We start from the raw sequence: 18,672 nt of genomic DNA, 5'->3' as shown, positions 1-18,672 counted from the left end.
ATCCGCCGTCCCGCGGCAAGAGACCGAGAGGGTGAACCGATGAGTCCGCACGGGCCGCAGCCCGCGCCGGAACCGGCCGACCAGCAGGCCGGCGCCGGTCAGGTGCGGCTGGCCACGCCGCCGCCGGCGTGGGGAGGGCCGGCCGCGCAGTACACGCAGGCGTTGCCGCACATCCCACTGCCGTCCGCCGGCGAGCTGCCGGAGCGCCAGGCGCGGCACCGGCAGCCGGACACCGGCGAGGTGCCGGTCGCCGAGACGGCGGACGTACGGCCTGAGGCACCGGTCGCCGAGACGGTCGTGGTGCCGCGGATGGACCCGCCGCCGGTCTACCAGCCGACGCGTCAGGTGCCGGTGGTCGACGTCGACGGCCTGGTGGCGTGGTTTCGCGGCTGGCCGGTGCGGCGGATCTCGGTCGGCGGACTGGTCGCCACACTGGCCGCGATCCTGCTGGTGATCGGCTCGTTCGCGCCGTTCGTGGCGTACGGTGGCGCGTTTCCCAACCTGCTCAAGCTCGGCGCTCCGGTGTCATATTCGGCGTGGAGCGGCCGGACGTTCATGTTCCCGCTGTCCGCGTTGCCGGTGGTGCTGGCCATCGCGGTGGTGGCGATGGTCGGCGTCGGCATGCGGCCGGGCAGCGGCTCGGTGCCGCTGCCGTTCGGGTCGCGTCAGCTGTCGGTGGCCGCCGCCGGCGCGGCCTTCCTGATCATGGCCGGCTATGCCGTGTCGGTGAAGACGGTCGTCTTCGAGCCGCTGGTGACCGCGCCGGCCGCGGCCGGCGTGACGCTGTCCTTCGGTGGCGGTGGTGTGACGATGCTGCTCGCGTCGCTGGCGATGCTGGTCGGCGCAGTCATCCACCTGGCCGGCATCGGTCCCGAGCTGGCCCCGTCGACCGAATAGCCGCATGGCCACCATGCGTGCGTTGGGTGCACGCATGGTGGCCATGCGGACATCAGGACGGGCCGAAGGGCTTGACGACCATCAGGATCGTGATCACCACGAACAGCAGCGCGACCACGCCGGCGGAGGCGGCGGCGCGGCCGCGTACGGAGTCCAGCTTCGACCGCGTACGCACCTCCGTCTCGTCCTTCTCCAGGTCGGTGTGGCTCGCCTCCATGAGCGTGACGGCGTGCCGCAGCGCCGGCACCAGCAGCGCCAGCGTGATGGCGAAGGCGACCACGTAGAGCGTCATCGAGATGGTCAGCCACGCGGTGCCGAAGGTGATCTTGGTGCTTGCCGCGATCACCGCCGCGCCGAGGCCGAAGACCAGCAGCGAGAGCAGCGAGTAGAGGAAGGTCTGGCGGGCCGCGGAGCGTACCGCGTCGACATCGCCGGTGCGGATGCCGCGCAGGCCGTTCATCGGAAAGTAGACCAGGGGACCGATGACGAAGACCGCCGCGAGTACGTGCAGGGTCAGCAGGAAGACGCGCATGAGCAGACTGTAGGGCCTCGGTCACCGCTTGGCCCGGCAAGGCGTGCAGGAAAGACTGCACACTAGTGCGCACGCGCGTACGGCGTCTTTCGCCGTCCTGCGGGAATGCTTGCGTGGGTGAGCGACCATGCAGGAGTGCCAGACCCGATGGCGATGCGGAGGTCACGGCCGTCGGTCGGCACCTTGCCGGGCCCGCGGCCGTGGCTGCCGTGGGGGATGGCGGGTGCGTCGGCGGCCTGCGTCGCCGGCTTTTTCAGTTTTCTGCTGGCGTCGCAGGCGCTGCCGGAGGCACCGGCGTTCATCGCCGCCGCGGTCGCCAGTTTCCTGGTGATGACCGCGGGTCTGGTGGCCGTGGTCGGTTTCGGTGCCGCCTACACCGCGGCTCCGGCGTCGATGCCTCCGGCAGTGCCGCCGCTCGTACGAAGGCCGGGTCCGATCGCGCCGGTGGTCGGCGCGCAATGGGTCGCGCCGCTGGCGCGTGCGGTGGCGGCGACGATGGTGGCGGGGTCGACGCGGCTGCTGGTGACCGCCGCTCGCAACCGCCTGATCCACGGCGTGCCGGTCTTCACCTTCCGCTGGGTGCTCATCGGTTCGGCCGAGGCCGACGCGGTGGTGCCGGACCAGCGTGCCGCTTTCCGTGCCGTACGGGTGAAACTGCTGCGACCGACGCGCTCGGGCCGGGTCGGTCCGGTGCTGCTGATCCCCGGGCGCGTACGTCCGGAGCGGCCGATCGACGCCGACTGCACCGGTGGGTGGATCGACCCGGCGGCGATGCGGCTGCTCAACCATCCGGCCGTACGGCGTGCGCTGCTGCCGCTGTCGGACAGCTGGGTCGTCGTGCACCGCACCGCTGTCGTCGTGCACGACCAGGACCTCGGCCGCGGCACGCCGCCGGTCCAGCGACGCGTGGACGGCGCGATCGCGCTGGCCAAGGCGCTGGACGCGGCGCTCGCGCCGCCGGTGCGACCCAGACCGCCGATCGGGAACGCGCCGCCGGGGCCAGCCCCGGGAAGGCCGGCGCACCCGGTCGGCCCCTTTCCGCCGCGGTTGGACACGCCGACGGTGCCCTTTGCCGACGACCGCACGCCGACCGTACGGTTGCCGCCAGCCTGATTCTGGGCCCCCGATATCAAGCCTCGCGCGGTGCACCGACAGTTTCGGCGCGGCCAAAGGGTTCCTACGAGGCGCGGCGGCCGCTGGGGGTGCCGGTGCGGCGGCGGAGGTAGTCGCGCACGACGTACGCGCCGAGGTCGCTGCCGTCGGAGGTGAACAGCCGGCCACCGTTGCGCCGGGTCAGCTCCCCGCAGAACTCCACCAGCCGCGGGTCGTCGCCGAGCATGAACATGTTGAGCGTGACGCCGGCGCGGGTCGCCCGGTCGACCTCGGCCATCGTCAGCTCCAGCGTCTCGGGCAGAGGCGGCCAGCAGAACACCGCAGAGCCGTCCCGCTCCAGGTGAGCGGTCGGCTCGCCGTCGGTGACGACCATGACGACCGGCTCCGCGCCGGAGTGCTTCGTCAGGTGGCGGCGCGCCAGCATGAGCGCGTGCTGCAGGTTGGTCCCCTGTACGGGGTCGAAGTCCAGGCCGGCGAGGTCGGTCGGCTTCAGCGTCCGCGCGTACTGGCTGAAACCGATGATCTCGATCGAGTCCTGCGGAAACCGCGTGGTCACCAGCGAGTGCAGCGCCAGCGCGGTCTGCTTGGCCGGCGCCCAGGTGCCGTTGAGCGCCATCGAGTACGACAGGTCCACCAGCAACGCGACCGCCGCTCGGGTCCGCCGCTCGGTCTCGACGACCTCGAAATCCTCGACATCGAGCGAAATCTTCGAAGAAGGCCCGGAGCGTACGACCGCGTTGCGGACCGTACGCGCGGCGTCCAGCGGCCGGGTGTCGCCGAACTCCCACGGCACCGAGGCGCCGGTCGGCTCGCCGGCGATGCCGGAGCCAGTGACGTCGTGCTGGCCGCGCCCGGTGCTCGCCAGATCGGCGAAGACCCGCTTCAGGGCGGTCGCACCGAGCCGCCGCAACGCGCGCGGTGACAGCTCAAGCCGTCCGTCGCGCCGTGTCAGCCAGCCCTGCCGGGTCAGCTCCCGTTCGATCCGGCGCAGCGCCTGCAGGTCGTCGACCGCGGAGCGGCCGAGCGCACGCGCGACCTGCTCGGGGTCGATGTCGTCCAGCGACGCGCCGGCGTACGACTGGCTGAAGCCACGCTCCAGCGCCTCCAGGTCGGAGAGCTCGGCGATCGCCGCGGTGGCGTCGGACATGCCGAGCTCGCCGCGGCCGGACATCCGCGGGTCGCTGTTCCAGTCGAGATCGGGCCGGGCCGCCTGCAGCTGCGCGTTGAGCCGGTCGAGCTGCGCGGCCAGGTCGAGGTCGCCGCCGAGAGCGTTGGACATCAGGTCGGACAGCTCGGCGCGCTGCTGCGGTGTCAGGCCGGCCATCATCCGCTGCGCCGCCGCCGCGCGGCGTGCCAGCTGGTCGATCAGCTCGTCCACAGTGGACGGTTTCTCCGGGAAGAAGTCCCCGTGTTTGTCGAGGAAGTCCGAGAGCGCCTGCTCGGTGTCCTCGCCGCGCGCGTGCTTGTCGAGCAGGTCGTTGAGGTCGGACATCATGTCCTTGACCCGCCGCATGTCCTCCGCGTCGGCGCCGCGCAGCGCGTCGCGCATGCCGGCGAACTGGCTGTCCAGCACCTCGCTGCGCAGCAGCTCGGTGATCTGCTCGTACGCCTCGCGAGCAGCGGCGCTGCGCCACTGGCGATCGGCCAGCGCACGTACGGCACTGGCGGTCTCGTCCGGGAGCGTGTCGAGTTCGGCCTCCTCCAACCGAGCGTCGTCGGACGGATCGGCGAACAGCTCGCGACGCTCGGCCTCAAGGGCCTGCTCCAGCAGCCGGCGTACCTCTTCCAGCGTGCCGTCCAGCTCGCCGGACTTGCGCAGCTGCCTGCGCCGCCGCTGCGCCTGGCGGCGCAGGTCGTCCAGTCCGCGCAGGCCGTTGGCGCCTTCGCGCATCAGGCGGCGCAGCGCGTCGGTCGGCGTGCCGCCGGCCAGCACCTCGTCGCCGATCGCGTCCAGCGCCTCGGCGACGTCGTACGGCGGTGCCAGCGGATCGGGTCCGCCGGACCATCTTCCATAACGGAACGGCATGTCAGGCTCCGTAGACCGTACGTCCGCCGTCGGCGTCCTTGGCGAGCCGGCGGCTGAGATAGAGACCTTCCAGGACGAACTCGACCGCCGCGGCGGCCAGGCCCGGTGACTCGGCGCCGTCGTCGACGCCGCTGCGTTCCAGTATCGCCGCCAGGCCGCTGAAAGTGCCGAGCTGACGCAGCAGCTCGCCGGCCGGCACGGTGTCGCCGGCCGCGACCGTACGGCCGTCCTCGAACACCGCCTGCAGGCCGCTGGTGTCGGCGCCGGCCATCCGCAGCCGGTAGGTCGCCGCGGTCGCCTGGCGCAGCAGGTGCTCCAGCACCTCCAGCTCGCGGCCTTCCTCGGTGTCCTCGAACTCGACCTTGCCGCGGCTGGCCGGCACCAGCGCCGGCAGGTCACATACTCGCGCGACCGGCGGCTCGCCGGTGATCGCGGCGCGGCGTACGGCGGAGGCGGCCAGGGTTTCCAAGCCGGAGATGGCAAAACGCGCGCTCACGCCGCTGCGTGCGTCGATCTGCGGCGACTCGCGGACGACCCGCGTGTAGCGCGCCACGATCTCGACCAGGTGGCTGGGGATCACCGGCTCGCCGTACTTGCCGTCCCAGACCGTACGTGCCTCCTGGAGCAGCAGCGCGACCTCGTCCTGGAGCTCGATCGGATAGTGCGTGCGGATCTCCGCGCCGAACCGGTCTTTCAGCGGCGTGACGATCCGGCCGCGGTTGGTGTAGTCCTCCGGGTTGGCGCTGGCGACCACCAGCAGGTCGAGCGGCAGCCGCAGCGTGTAGCCGCGGACCTGCAGGTCGCGCTCCTCCAGCACGTTGAACAGTGCGACCTGGATGCGTTCGGCCAGGTCAGGCAGCTCGTTGATGGCCACGATGCCGCGGTTGGTGCGGGGGATCAGGCCGAAGTGGATGGTCTCCGGGTCGCCGAGCGTGCGGCCTTCGGCGACCTTGATCGGGTCGACGTCGCCGACCAGGTCGCCGACGCTGGTGTCCGGGGTGGCCAACTTCTCGCCGTAGCGGCGACTGCGGTGCTGCCAGGTCACCGGTGTGTCGTCGCCTTTCTCGGCGACCAGCTTCTGGCCGTAGACGCTGACCGGGTCGTACGGGTGGTCGTTGGTCTCGCTGCCGGCGATGACCGGTGTCCACTCGTCGAGCAGGCCGATGAGCGTACGGATCAGCCGGGTCTTGCCCTGGCCGCGCTCGCCGAGCAGCACGACGTCGTGGCCTGCCAGCAGCGCGCGCTCCAGCTCCGGCCCGACGGTCTCGTCGAAGCCGACGATGCCGGGGAAGGAGGGCTCGCCGGCGGCCAGCCGGGCCAGCAGGTTGTCGCGGATCTCGGCTTTGACGCCGCGGTGGAGGTGACCGCTGGCGCGCAGCTGTCCGAGGGTGGTGTCCGGTGGTGCGGGGGTGTTCTGCGATTCAGGTGCCGTCACGCCTTCCGAACCTACGCCGCGGCTGACCGCTGAGACAGGGTCTGCTGTTGCCAGGGTGTTACACCGTTGCAGCCCGGATCGACATACCTGCTACGGCGCGAAACTGTCGTACCCCTGTGACAGTTTTGGCCCCCACCCAGATCGGGTGGGGGGTGGGTTCGCGTTGGATACTTACATACATAGAAAGTTGATCTTGGTCGCTGGTCGGCCGTCCGTGATCAACCGGCGCGGCGGTAGCGGAGCCCTTCGCGCGGCGCCGGCTGGCGGGGCCGGCAAGTGCCAATGTGGGGCTTTTGTCGGTTTTCCCTTATATTTAAAAAAACCTCTCAGACCCACCCCCCACCCGTCTTGGGTGGGGGCCAGATTGGCACCTGGGTACGACAGTTTCGCGCTGTAGCGGGTAGTTCAGGGCTGGTCGGGGGAGTCGGCGACGATCTCGTGCTCCGGTGGCGGGCCGGGCGGGGTGCCGTCGCCGAACGGGCGGCCGCCGAGTTGTTCGCGGTGGTGCGGGGTCAGCCAGCCGGACGGGTCGGGGCCGACCGGCACGATCTGGGTCGGGTTGATCATCGTGTGCACCACGTAGTAGTGCTCCTTGATCTGCGCGAAGTCGATCGTGTCGCCGAAACCCGGCGTCTGGAACAGGTCGCGCGCGTACGCCCACAACACCGGCATCTCGGCGAGTTTCTGCCGATTGCACTTGAAATGGCCGTGGTAGACGGCGTCGAAGCGGACCAGCGTGGTCCACAGCCGTACGTCCGCCTCGGTGATCGTGTCGCCGACCAGATATCGCTGGCCGGACAGCCGGTCGCTGAGCCAGTCGAGGCGCTCGAAAAGCCGCTGGTAGGCCTCCTCGTACGCCTTCTGCGAGCTGGCGAAACCGCATTTGTAGACGCCGTTGTTGACATCGCGGAAGACCTTCTCGGCGACGTCCTCGATCTCGTCGCTCAGCGCCTCCGGATAGAGGTCAGGAGCGCCCGCGCGGTGGTGGGCGGTCCATTCCGTGGACAGGTCGATGGTGATCTGCTTGAAGTCATTGGTGACGACGGCGCCGGTGGGGATGTCGACGATCGCCGGCACCGTGATGCCGCGCGGATAGTCCGGCTGGCGCTTGAAAAACGCCTCCTGCAGCCGCTCGATGCCGAGCACCGGGTCGCGGCCGCCGGGGTCGAGGTCGAAGGACCAGCTGCGTACGTCGTGGACCGGGCCGGCGATCCCCATCGAGAGCACCGGCTCCAGGCCGAGCAGCCGCCGGACGATCGCCGCGCGGTTGGCCCACGGACACGCCCGCGCGATCACCAGCCGATAGCGTCCCGGCTCCACCGGATAGCCGTCGCGGCCGTCGGCGGTGATCCGCGTCGAGATGTAGTTCAGGTCCCGCTTGAACTCGCCGTCATCGCTCATGCCCCTACTTTTCCACGGACAGCCAGTGTCGAAGCGCCGGCACGAGTACGTCGGTCGCCACGTCGTGCTGCTGACCGGCGAGCACCTCGTGCCGCGCGGCCGGCAGCAGCGCGGTCAGCGCCTCGGCGGCCGTACGCATGCTGTCCGGGCTCGCGCCACCGTGCATCACCAGCGCCGGCACGGTGACCTTCGACCAGCGGTCGGCCGGCAGCGGCGTGCCGGCGGTCGTGCCGTCCATGAACGCCGCGTCGTACGCCAGTGTCAGCGCGGCGCCTTCGAAGTCCGACCAGATCGGCGCCTGGCGCATGCCGTCGAGCAGGTCCGCCGGCACGCCGATGTTGGTCAGGAAGTACGCGACAGCCGCGTCGCGGTCGCCGGCCCGGCACAGTGCGGTCAGGTGCTCCAGGTAGTTGTCCGGGAACGGCGGCCGGCTGTCGTCGACGACGAAGGGCGCCTCGTAGACCGCCAGTGACGCCACGTCGAGACCGGCGGCGACCGCGTCCAGCGCGAGCGCCGCGCCGGACGACATGCCATACAGGTGCACGCGGCCGCCGGCCTCGGCGATCAGCGCCGCGAGGTCTTCGATCTCGCGCTCCTTCGCGTACGGCTGCGTGTCGCTGCTCTCGCCGCGCCCCCGCCGGTCGTAATGGAAGACGGTGAAGTCCTCGCCGAGCCGTTGTGCGACCTCTCGCGTACTGGCGTCGATCGCGCGGTGCTGGAAGGCGCCGCCGACCAGGATCACGGCGGGGCCGGAGCCGACGTACGTGTACGCGATCGTGGTGCCGTCAGTGGACGTGACTGTGCTCATGACTCTCTCCTTCTGAAAAAGTCGTCAGGTGGTGACCAGGACGGGGTCTGTCGTGTCGGCGGGCGCAGGCTCGGCGGTGGGGCGTACGTGCCGGAGCAGGATCGCGGTGGCGACCGCGACGACGGCCAGCGCCACCGCGCTGATCAGCGCGGCGACATGCATGCCGCTGGTGAAAGCCTCGCGCGCGGAGCTGAGCAGGGCGTCGGAGGCCTGGCCGGAGAGCGTGCCGGCCACTTCGGTGGCACTGGCCAGCGTGTCGCGAGCCGCGGCCGGGACGCCACTGGGCAGCAGCGCGCGATAGACCGCCGTACCAACGCTGCCGAGCGCCGCGATCCCCAGCGCGAAGCCAAACTCGTTGCTGGTCTCACCGATCGCGGCCGCCGAGCCGGCCTTCTCCACCGGCGCCGAGCCGATCACCAGGTCGGTGCCGAGCGTGACCAGCGGTCCGGAGCCGAGATTGATCAGCGACCAGCCGGTGACCAGCAGGACCGGTCCGGAGGTGGCGCCGACCTGCGTGATCACCAGCAGGCCGGTGATCGACACGGCCAGGCCGCCGGCGATCAGGTAGGCGGGACGGAAGCGGCGCGCGAGCAGCGGCGACACCTGGAAGGTGATCAGCGACGCGACCGCCATCGGGATCATCCAGAAGGCGCTCTGCAGCGGCGACAGGCCCTGCACCAGCTCCAGATGCTGGGTCTGGAACAGCATCATCGCCCCCATCAGCATGGTGCCGACCAGCATGCTCACCAGCGCCGTGCTGAACGACCGGCGGGTGAACAGCCGCAGGTCCAGCAGCGGATGCTCCAGCCGGGTCTGCCGGCGTACGAACACCGCGCCGACGACGACGCCGACCAGGACCGCGGCGACCGGCACCGGCTGCCAGCCCGCGTACGCGAGCTGCTTCACGCCGTACACGAACGGCAGGATCGCCGCCAGCGACAGCGCGACGCTGACCAGGTCGAGCTTGCCGGCGTCCGGGTTGCGGTATTCCGGCAGCAGCACCGGACCGACCGCCAGCAGGACGGCCATGACCGGTACGCCGAGCAGGAACACCGCACCCCACCAGAGGTGCTGCAGCAGAGCGCCGCCGACCAGCGGTCCGAGCGTCGCGCCGCCCATGAAGCACATCAGCCAGATGCCGATGGCCAGGCCGCGCTGCTTGGGGTTGGGGAACATGTTGCTGATCAGCGCCAACGTCGACGGCGCCAGCGTCGCGCCGGCGATGCCGAGCACGGCACGCGCCGCGATCAGCATCAGCGGACTGACCGAGAACGCGGCCATCACCGACGCGGCGGCGAACGCGGCCGAGCCGATCAGCAGCAGCTTGCGGCGGCCGATCCGGTCGCCGAGCGTACCCATGGTGATCATGAACCCGGACAGCAGGAAGCCGTACACGTCCATGATCCACAGCTGCTCGGTGCTGCTGGCGCCGAGATCGGCGGACAGCCGCGGCAGCGCCAGCAGCATGACGAACACATCTATGGAGACCAGCAGGCTGGGCAGCGCCAGTACGGCGAGGCCGATCCATGCCTTCTTGTCGCTCATGTCGAGTGCCTCTCTCAGCGTCGGTTTCGCTGACTGGTCGGAGCGCCTCGACAGATCTCTACATTTCCCGGCCGACTACTTTCCGTGACCTCCCCGGCCACGCCGAAACTGTCGGCCACCCGGAGAAGAATGGAATTCGGGGGTCCCCAGGAGCCCCCGGGGGGAGCGAGGTCCCCATTTCCAGCATCTCACCGGCGGCCGACAGTTTCGGCGAGGTCTACGGATGGCCGGCGTGCGGGGCTGGTGCCCGGGTGGTGAGGACGCGACCGGTCTCCGGCCCGCCGACCAGCCGCTCCAGGTTGGCCTCGAAGCCGTCCCCCATGTGCCAGTCGGCCGACAGCATGTACAACGTACGGCCGTCGTCGCCGCCGAGCGTGCACGCGAAGCCGAAGTGCTCCAGCGGCACGGTCGCCAACACCTCGCCGCCTTCGGCGACCCGCAGGCAGGACGCGCCGCTCGGCGTCCAGATGGCTCCTTCGGCGTCCATCACGATCCCGTCAGCGGGGACCGCGGCCCACACGCGGCGGTTGGACAGGCCGCCGTCCGCGCCGATGTCGAAGGCGGTCAGCGTCGCGGCGAAGGACTCCGCGATGACCAGCGTCGAGCCGTCCGGCGTCACGACCATGCCGTTGGGGAACGCGATGTCCTCGGCGACCTTGCGCACCTCGCCGTCCGCCCGGACCACCAGGACGAACCCCGGCGCCACGCCTTCGTCGGGATGAAAATCCGAGCCACCGTTGACGAAGATGTCGCCGCGGCCGTCCACGACGATCTCGTTCAGGCCGCCGTACGCGCTCAGGTCCGCGTGCTCGACCAGCGAGCCGTCCGGCTCCTGCCGCAGCAGCCGGCCCTCCGGGCCGGAGACGACCAGCAGCCGGCCGTCGGGCAGCCAGTCGATCGAGAACGGGATCGTCGTCGGTACGGTCGCCATCACCTCGGCTCTTCCGTCGTCGTCGACCGCCAGCACCTGCCGCGTACCCCAGTTGCACAGCCACAGCCGGCCGTCGTGCCAGCGCGCCGACTCGCCGATCTTCAGTCCGGTCAGTAGTACGTCGCTCATCGCGATCACCCCTTTCACCGACTACACGAACGGCACCCGGGCGAATCGACACCGGCCCTACTCGCGCCAGCCGACCATCCGTACGCCTTTGGCCACATCGACCCGGAAGCCGATGGTGATCTCGGTCTTGCCGCCGGCCGGCACCTCCAACCGCCAGGTCAGGACGCCGAGCTCGGTGCGCTCGGACTCGCGCGGCTGGCAGGTCACGTCGCGTACCGTGATCGCCGGATCGCGCGACACCGGACCCTGATCCTGCACGGTGATCCGCGCAGCGCCGGGGCTGTAGTTGCCGATGGTGATCTTGTATGCGAGCTCGCGCCGCTCGGTGCCGCCGAGCGCCGCCTTGCTCGCCGACCGGCGGACCAGCTCGCGTTCGACGCGTACGCGGTCGTCCACGCCGAGCGCCAGCTCCACCTCCTCGCCGGGAGCCCACGGTGGCAGGTCGGTGCTGCCGACGTACTCGGCCTCGTGGAACAGCGCCGCGTGACCGGGCAGGATCGCGTGCTCGGAGCTGTTGGTGGCGGTGGCGCGCAGATACGCCTCGACACCGCGCAGCGGCACGGTGACGTAGTCGAGCCGCACCGGCAGTTCGAAGGTGGCGACCGCGGCGCGATGCGCGGTGCCATCGGCCGCCACCGCGATCGGCCGGCTCGGCTTGTACGTCGTCGCCGTCGCGCCGTGTTCGACGGCGGCCACCTCGGTGCGCACATCGGGCACGTCCATGTCGGCCACGGCGTCGTACGCGCCACCCGGTGCCGCCGGCGCCGCTCCGTAGCCGGCCGCCTGCATCATCGGCGCGCGCGGCATCGGCCGCGGCGGCTCGTACTTGGACAGGAACCACGGCTCCAGCTCCGGCACCTCCACGGCGACCGCCGGCCGCGCCGTGGACAGCCGCAGGTCGCACTCCGGCCAGTCCTCGCCGGTGTTCTGGCTGACCAGGCCAAACCAGGCGAGCGTCAGCCGGTCGCCGGCCAGCCGCAGGTCGTAGGTGGAGTCCCAGTGGGCACCGTCGACCAGATACGACACCTCCAGCTCGACCGGCGAGCCGGTCACGTCAAGGTCGACCACCACCTCGCGGCGGTCCGGCGCCCGCGGCGAGCGGCGCGCCGACAGCTCACGCTCGACGCGGTCGTGGTCCTCCTGCGCCAGCCGTCGCTGCTCGGCGAGGTCGCGCCGGCGAGCCAGCGCGGTGGCGAGCTCGTCGGCGATCGTCTGGCCGAGCGCGATCGCCTGCTGCGCCTGCGCCGTGCCGGTGGCCAGCGTGCCGGCGTACTCGCGGCCGCCGCGCCGCGACAGCGTACGCAGGTAGTCGATCCGGTCCTCCTCGACCCGGTCCGCGTCGGCCAGCTCGTCGAGCCGGGCCTGGAGGCCGCGTTTCTGGTCGGTGAGCGCGGTGATCGCCGCGTCCGGCGTACGCGCCAGCCGGGCCATCCGTACGTCCACCCCGAGCACCGACGCCGAGCCGCGGCCGGCGACCCGTACCGAGTCGGGATGCAGGTTGACCGGCAGGCCGCCGAGCCGTACCTGCCGCTCGCCCGGCACCAACTCGACGCGCGCGCGGCGCGTGACGCGGGCCTGACCGGGATAGACGGTCACGGCGACGATCGGCGCGTCCAGCTGTTCGTCTGTCGCTGCAGTCACCCTCGCCACTATGCCGTGTCCCCGCATCCACCGCGCCACACTTCCGCGACCGGCCACCGGCCGCCGCTCCGCATGCACGCATGGTGGCCATGCTTGCGATCAGCGCACGCATGGTGGCCATGCGGACATCCGGTCAGCCCAGGTGCCGACAACCGAGCCCGGCCAGCCGAGCCTCCACCACCGCGACCAACCGCCGCGCAAACCCACGGCCGCGGCAGTCCGGCGCGGTCGCCAGCCGCTGGATCCAGCCGCGCCGCCGGTCGTACGTCCCCCACACCGACGCCACCACCCGCTTCTCCGACGCGATCACGAACGCCAGCCCATCGGGCAGGCACGCCGACAGCTCCTCCTCCACGGCGGCCGCGTCAAACCGCAGCCCCGCGGCCGTCCACAGCCCCACGAGCGCGTCGACATCGGACAACCGAGCCGGGCGTACGAGCAACGGCTCGTCATCGATCCAACCGGTACGCCGGACGGCTTCGATCGCCTCCAGACAGCCGTCGGCGGACGGATCCACCGTCACCGCGACATCGAAGGCACACACCTCACCACCAGCGAAAACACGATCGACCGCGGCGACCACCGCATCGAAACCGGGACCACCCGGCGCCTTGTAGCGAAACGCCGGCAGGTCACCGGCGATGTCCAGGTCGAGATGCAGATGCACCGGCCCGGCCGGCACCGGCAGCTCCTCCAGCGCACACCGCCGCACGGCAACCGCGGCCAACGCATCGCGCTCACCGGGATCGAGGTCGCGCGCGTCGACGAGTACTGTCCGCTCGTCGGCCAGCGGCCGCAGGCCGAGGCCGCGCACCAGCTCACGCGGATCGGTGCGGCCGGTCAGCATCGTCACCACCATGCCGCCGAGATAGCCGGACGGACTCGTCCGCGGCGTGTTGAAGTCGCCGTGCGCGTCCAGCCACAACAGCGTCGGCTCCACGCCGGCCCGGTGCAGGCCGGCGGCCGTGCCCAGAGCGGTGGTGCAGTCGCCGGACAGCACCACGGGCGTACGCGCGACCGCGACGCGCGCGGCCACGTCTTCCAGGATCGAGGCGAGGGGCAGCGCGTGAACGTCGCCGTCGGCGAGCGCGGGGATCGGGTCTTCGAGGTGGTACGGCGAACGGATGAGGGTCACGTCTGCCGATCCTGCCCCAGCAACCACTCGTGGACGCGACTGATTTTCGGCAGCGGGCTGATGTGGCCGTCGTCCGGGGAGATCCACACCACCGCGTGCGGGATCCGCCGCGCCATCCACCGCGCGTGGCTGATCGGCACCATCAGGTCGTGCTGGCCGTGCACGATCAGCGTCGGCGCGGTGATCGTCGCCGGGTCGAAGCCCCACCCGCGTACAAACGCCAGGTCGTCGTCCAGCCAGCCGTGATGGCTGCCGGACAGGCCGTCCGCGAAAGACGCGTAGAAATAGGCCGACGTGGTCTCGTCCATCGCGTCCCGGTCCGGCTGCGACAGCAGGCTCGCGAGCAGCTCGACCAGCTGCTCCGGCCGGCTCGCCAGCACCTCGCGGCGCTCCTCGGCGAGAAACTCCTCCAGCTTGTCGGCGCTGGCCACCGCCGCGCCGAACTCGGCGAGGTTGGCCTCACCCATGCCACCCATCCAGTCCAGGCCCTCGCCGTCGTAGGGCGCCACGCCGCCGAGCGTGGCGACCGCCTCGACCCGGTCGGGCAGCAGAGCCGCGCAGGCGAGCGCGTGCGGACCGCCGCCGGACCAACCCCAGACCCGAAACCGTTCCACCCCGAGCGCGTCGGCGACCGCGGCGGTGTCGGCGGCGACATGCGCGACCTGCCGGCCCGGCAGCCGGTCCGACTCACCGAAGCCGGCCCGGTCGACGGTCGCCAACAGCAGGCCCTTGGCCGCCACGTCCTCGATCGCGGCCGGCAGCGGCAGGCCCGAACCAGGAGTGCCGTGGTGCGCGATGACCAACGGACCACCGCGTACGCCGCTGATCCTCACTCGCAGTCGCCGTCCGTCGCCGACCGTGACGTGCAGCTGTGCAGTCTCCGTGTCCACGTGCCGAGGATGGCATCTGGACGGGCGCAGCGCAGGCGTACGCACCAGTTGACCAGCGCGAGGGTGACGTTTGCGCCGAACGTCACCCTCGCGCGGTTTTACTTCGCCGGAGTTTCCTTTACCGCGCCATGTGCGTGCGCTCCGGTCAGCGCGCGCACCTCAAGCTCCGCGTATTTCTTCGCGTTGCTTTCCTTGGACAGCACCGTGCCGAGATAGCCGAGCAGGAACGACAGCGGGATCGACACCAGGCCGGGGTTGTCCAGTGGGAACCAGTGGAAGTCGATGCCGACCGGCAGCATCGACAGGCTCTTGTGCGTCATCGGATCGACTTTTCCTGACACCGCCGGGGAAAACACGATCAGGATGATGGTGATCGCCAGGCCGCCGTAGATGCTCCACAGCGCTCCGGAGGTGTTGAACCGCTTCCAGAACAACGTGTAGAGGATCGTCGGCAGGTTCGCCGACGCGGCGACCGCGAAGGCCAGCGCGACCAGGAAGGCGATGTTCTGACCGTTGGCCAGGATGCCGCCGAGGATCGCGATCACACCGATCACCGCCGCGGTGATACGCGCGACGCGCACCTCCTGTTTCTTGTCGTCCGCCGCGCCTTTCTTGATGATGTTGGCGTAGATGTCGTGTGCGAACGACGCCGACGCGGTGATCGTGAGGCCGGCGACCACCGCCAGGATCGTCGCGAACGCCACGGCGGCGATCAGGCCGAGCAGTACGGGCCCGCCGAGCGCCTCGGCCAGCAGCGGAGCGGCCGAGTTCTGCCCGCCGGGCGCCGCCTTGATCACCTTCGGACCGACCAGCGCGGCGGCGCCGTAACCGAGCACCAGCGTGAACAGATAGAAGATGCCGATCAGCCAGATGGCCCACACGACCGACTTCCGCGCTTCTTTCGCGCTGGGGACGGTGTAGAAGCGCATCAGGATGTGCGGCAGACCGGCGGTGCCCAGCACCAGCGCGAGGCCGAGCGAGACGAAGTCGAGCTGCGTGATCGCCGACTTGCCGTACTGCTTGCCAGGAGCCAGCAGCGCCTGGCCGCCTTCGCCGGCCTTGGTGGCCGCGTCGCCGAGCAGGCCCGAGAGGTTGAAGCCGAACAGGCCGAGGACCCAGATGAACATCACCGCGGCGCCGACCAGCAGCAGCGCCGCCTTGATGATCTGCACCCAGGTGGTGCCGCGCATGCCGCCGACCAGCACGTACGTGATCATGATGATGCCGACCACGGCGATCACGATCGCCTGGCCGCCGGCACCGGTCACGCCGAGCAGCAGTGCCACCAGTCCGCCGGCGCCGGCCATCTGCGCCAGCAGATAGAAAAACGACACGACCAAGGTGGACACCGAGGCCGCCGCGCGGACCGGACGCTGCTGCATCCGGAAGCTCAGCACGTCGCCCATGGTGTAGCGACCGGTGTTCCGCAGCAGCTCGGCGACCAGCAGCAGCGCCACCAGCCAGGCCACCAGGAATCCGATGGAATAGAGGAATCCGTCATAGCCGTTCAGCGCGATGGCGCCGGCGATGCCGAGGAACGAGGCCGCCGACAGGTAGTCGCCGGAGATGGCGATTCCGTTCTGGGCGCCGGAAAAGCTGTGACCGGCGGCGTAGAAGTCGACCGCCGTGCCGCTGCGCCGGCTGGCCCGGAACACGATCACCAGCGTGATGATGACGAACACCGCGAAAATTCCGATGTTCAGCCACGGGTTGGTGCTGGCCGGTCCGGCCGCCTCCGCCAGGATGCCGGCGTTCATTTCTGGTCTCCTTCGACCTCGTCGCGGATCCTGTCGGCGACCGGATCCAGCCTGCGGTTGGCAAACCGTACGTACAGGCCGGTGATCACGAAGGTGGAGACGAACTGCAGCAGGCCGAGCACCAGGCCGACGTTGATGTTTCCGACCAACTTGAAGGCCATGAAGCCGTGCGCGTAGTCGGCGAGGATGACATAAAGCAAATACCAGATCAGGAACAGCGCGGTCATCGGAAAGACGAAGTTGCGCAGGGTCCGCCGCAAACCCTGGAACTCCGCGGTGGACTGCACCTCCTCCCAGTTCACCCCGTCCGGTTCACTTGGTTTCTCGAGATTGGTCTGGCTCACGCCGTCCTCCTCAGACCCTGGGCTCAGACATCCGGCCATGCCACGTGCGCGATGGACGGTCGCTGTCGACGACCGCCTCGTCGAGGTGAAATGATCGTGGTCCGCCGATGGTCAACAGTCAATGTTTCGCGCGCGGGAACTTACCGTGTCCTGACAGCCGCCGCCTCTCGAGGCGGCAAACCGGCCTCCTGCCGGCGAATCCGGCCGCGCGCGAACAGCAGCTGCCCGGCCGCGCCGAGCACCAGCGCGGCGATCACACCGAGATTTGCGTACGTCCACGGGCCATCCGTCCGCGGACCGAGGCCGAGCGGGTCCAGCAGAAATCCCTGCCAGCCAAACACCGGCGCGGACGTGTTGACGACCAGGCCCCAACCTATCGCAGTCGCCACCACCATGGTGCCGATTGCCGACCAGTGGAAGCCGCCGTAGCGGCCAGCCGGCGAAAACAGGTCGGTGTCGTCGTACGCGCGCCGCCGGATCAGCATGTCCGCCAGGAAAATCCCGCACCAGGCGGCCATCGGCACGCCGAGCGTGATGAGAAAACCCTGGAACGGGCCGATGAAGTCGGCCGCGAACCAGACGACGTACCCGGTCCCGAGGATCATCAGGATGCCGTCGATGCCGGCCGCCATCCAGCGCGGCAGCCGTACGCCCAGGGTCAGCAGCGTGAGGCCGGAGGAGTAGATGTCCAGCACCGCGCCGCCGATCAGGCCGCCGATCGCGACGATCGCGAACGGCACCAGATACCAGGTCGGCAGCAGTGTGGTCAGTGCGCCGATCGGGTCGAGGCCGATCGCCGCGGACAGCTTTTTGTCCGATCCAGCCAGCAAAGTCCCCCAGAACAGCAGCACGACCGGAGCCACCGTCGAGCCGAAGGTGGTCCAGCCGACGACACCGGTGCCGGAGGCCGTACGCGGCAGATAGCGTGAGTAGTCGGCGCCGGAGTTGACCCATCCCAGGCCGAAACCGGTGAGCGCGAGGACGAAAGCGCCGACGGTGGCGGCAAAACCGCCGGCCGGCAGCGCCGCGAGCGCCGGCCAGTCGACCTGGTGCGCGGTCAGCGCGATGTAGCCGACCGTGAAGACCGCGAGCGCGATGGTCAGCCAGGTCTGCAACCGCATGATCGCGTCGAAACCGAGGACGCCGGCGCCGACGATGATCGCCGCCACGACGACGAAGGCCACGATCTTCGGCAGCTGGCCGCCGAGGCCGAAGCGCTGGAAAACCGTTGCGGTGGCGAGGGTCGCCAGTGACACCAGCACGATTTCCCAGCCGACCAACAGAACATAGGAGACCGCCGCCGGCAACGCGTTGCCACGTACGCCAAAAGCCGCTCGCGACAACACCATCGTCGGCGCCGAGCCGCGCTTGCCGGCCAGCGACACCAGGCCGACCAGCAGGAAGGAGGCGACACAGCCGAGCACGCCGGCGACCACCGCCTGCCAGAGGCTGACCCCGAAGCCGAGCAGAAACGCGCCGTAGCTGATCGCCAGCACGGAGATGTTGGCCGCGCACCACGGCCAGAACAACCCCGCCGGCCGGCCCTTGCGCTCGGACTCGTCGATGACGTTGATGCCGTTGCGTTCCACGGCGAGCGCCGGGCTGCTGACCTCTGTCGACATTGGACAAGAGTGCAGTGTCGCCGCCGCGCTGTCCATCACCGTCACACTCGGTCTGTCTGTTTCGTTGTAGATGGTATGACCGAACAGCCACTGGACCGGTTCACCAGGCAGCAGACGGTGCTCCTGCGGACCCGCAAACGCGACGGCAGCTGGGTCGGTACGCCGGTCAACATCGCCGTCGAGGCCGGCCGCGGCTATGTCCGGACGTACGGAAAGTCCTGGAAAAGCAAGCGGTTGCGCAACTTTCCGGACGTGGAGCTTTGTCCGTCGACGACCAGGGGCAAACCGACCGGCGACTTCGTACCCGCTCGCGCTCGTCTCCTCGACGGCGCCGAAGCCAGGGCGGCAGCGCGTCGGCTGGCGCGCAAACATCCGTTGCTGCACGGGATCGTCGTGCCGCTGGCGCACAAGCTCACCCGCGACAGGACCCTCCACTACGAACTAACCGCCACCTGAAATGCGGCAA

At 70.1% G+C, this 18,672-nt stretch carries 16 protein-coding genes; 3 read left to right on the top strand and 13 right to left on the bottom strand.

The window, feature by feature from the left end:
• Nucleotides 1-39: 39 nt before the first annotated feature.
• The gene (locus GNX95_RS31725) at nucleotides 40-897 is read left to right on the top strand and encodes a hypothetical protein (protein WP_163511343.1); all 858 of its coding nucleotides are present in this window, start codon (nucleotides 40-42) and stop codon (nucleotides 895-897) included.
• Nucleotides 898-949: 52 nt separating this feature from the next.
• Here the strand turns inward: GNX95_RS31725 and GNX95_RS31720 are convergent, their stop codons facing one another.
• Entirely contained in the window at nucleotides 950-1,429 is a 480-nt protein-coding gene (locus tag GNX95_RS31720; RefSeq protein ID WP_163511342.1) for a DUF2269 family protein, read from the bottom strand.
• Nucleotides 1,430-1,564: 135 nt separating this feature from the next.
• On the opposite strand from GNX95_RS31720, the gene GNX95_RS31715 reads away from it, so the two are divergent.
• Complete coding sequence (locus GNX95_RS31715) at nucleotides 1,565-2,542, top strand: hypothetical protein (protein WP_163511341.1); 978 nt, start codon at nucleotides 1,565-1,567, stop codon at nucleotides 2,540-2,542.
• Nucleotides 2,543-2,606: 64 nt separating this feature from the next.
• Here the strand turns inward: GNX95_RS31715 and GNX95_RS31710 are convergent, their stop codons facing one another.
• From GNX95_RS31710 to GNX95_RS31655, 12 genes are all read right to left on the bottom strand, one after another.
• Complete coding sequence (locus GNX95_RS31710; RefSeq protein WP_163511340.1) at nucleotides 2,607-4,568, bottom strand: vWA domain-containing protein; 1,962 nt, start codon at nucleotides 4,566-4,568, stop codon at nucleotides 2,607-2,609.
• Nucleotide 4,569: 1 nt separating this feature from the next.
• Complete coding sequence (locus GNX95_RS31705) at nucleotides 4,570-6,003, bottom strand: sigma 54-interacting transcriptional regulator (protein WP_163511339.1); 1,434 nt, start codon at nucleotides 6,001-6,003, stop codon at nucleotides 4,570-4,572.
• A 405-nt stretch (nucleotides 6,004-6,408) separates the two neighbouring features.
• Nucleotides 6,409-7,404, bottom strand: coding sequence for a glutathione S-transferase family protein (locus GNX95_RS31700; RefSeq protein ID WP_163511338.1), 996 nt, complete (start codon nucleotides 7,402-7,404; stop codon nucleotides 6,409-6,411).
• A 4-nt stretch (nucleotides 7,405-7,408) separates the two neighbouring features.
• On the bottom strand, nucleotides 7,409-8,212 hold the full coding sequence (locus GNX95_RS31695; protein ID WP_163511337.1) for an alpha/beta fold hydrolase: 804 nt from the start codon (nucleotides 8,210-8,212) through the stop codon (nucleotides 7,409-7,411).
• A 24-nt stretch (nucleotides 8,213-8,236) separates the two neighbouring features.
• Entirely contained in the window at nucleotides 8,237-9,757 is a 1,521-nt protein-coding gene (locus GNX95_RS31690) for an MFS transporter (RefSeq protein WP_163511336.1), read from the bottom strand.
• 217 nt (nucleotides 9,758-9,974) lie between these two features.
• Nucleotides 9,975-10,817, bottom strand: coding sequence for an SMP-30/gluconolactonase/LRE family protein (locus GNX95_RS31685; protein WP_163511335.1), 843 nt, complete (start codon nucleotides 10,815-10,817; stop codon nucleotides 9,975-9,977).
• Between the two features lie 57 nt (nucleotides 10,818-10,874).
• A complete protein-coding gene (locus GNX95_RS31680) occupies nucleotides 10,875-12,458 on the bottom strand; it encodes a DUF4139 domain-containing protein (RefSeq protein ID WP_222854076.1) in 1,584 nt (527 codons plus the stop codon).
• Nucleotides 12,459-12,591: 133 nt separating this feature from the next.
• Complete coding sequence (locus GNX95_RS31675; RefSeq protein WP_163511334.1) at nucleotides 12,592-13,593, bottom strand: GNAT family N-acetyltransferase; 1,002 nt, start codon at nucleotides 13,591-13,593, stop codon at nucleotides 12,592-12,594.
• The gene (locus GNX95_RS31670; RefSeq protein WP_163511333.1) at nucleotides 13,590-14,483 is read right to left on the bottom strand and encodes an alpha/beta fold hydrolase; all 894 of its coding nucleotides are present in this window, start codon (nucleotides 14,481-14,483) and stop codon (nucleotides 13,590-13,592) included. The genes GNX95_RS31675 and GNX95_RS31670 overlap by 4 nt, the downstream gene beginning before the upstream one ends.
• A gap of 98 nt (nucleotides 14,484-14,581) precedes the next feature.
• Nucleotides 14,582-16,240 (bottom strand): solute symporter family protein, encoded by a 1,659-nt coding sequence (locus GNX95_RS31665; protein WP_163511332.1) that lies wholly within the window; start codon nucleotides 16,238-16,240, stop codon nucleotides 14,582-14,584.
• A complete protein-coding gene (locus tag GNX95_RS31660) occupies nucleotides 16,237-16,584 on the bottom strand; it encodes a DUF485 domain-containing protein (RefSeq protein WP_246281828.1) in 348 nt (115 codons plus the stop codon). Before GNX95_RS31660 ends, GNX95_RS31665 begins: the two co-directional genes overlap by 4 nt.
• A 140-nt stretch (nucleotides 16,585-16,724) precedes the next feature.
• Entirely contained in the window at nucleotides 16,725-18,206 is a 1,482-nt protein-coding gene (locus tag GNX95_RS31655) for a purine-cytosine permease family protein (protein WP_163511330.1), read from the bottom strand.
• Between the two features lie 75 nt (nucleotides 18,207-18,281).
• Here GNX95_RS31655 and GNX95_RS31650 point away from each other — a divergent pair, with 75 nt between their 5' ends.
• A complete protein-coding gene (locus tag GNX95_RS31650; protein WP_163511329.1) occupies nucleotides 18,282-18,662 on the top strand; it encodes a PPOX class F420-dependent oxidoreductase in 381 nt (126 codons plus the stop codon).
• Nucleotides 18,663-18,672: the final 10 nt, after the last annotated feature.

This window comes from Fodinicola acaciae, assembly GCF_010993745.1.
GTDB lineage: Bacteria > Actinomycetota > Actinomycetes > Mycobacteriales > HKI-0501 > Fodinicola > Fodinicola acaciae.
Note: the sequence above shows the minus strand (reverse complement) of the source record. Positions and strands in the feature narration are given on the sequence as shown.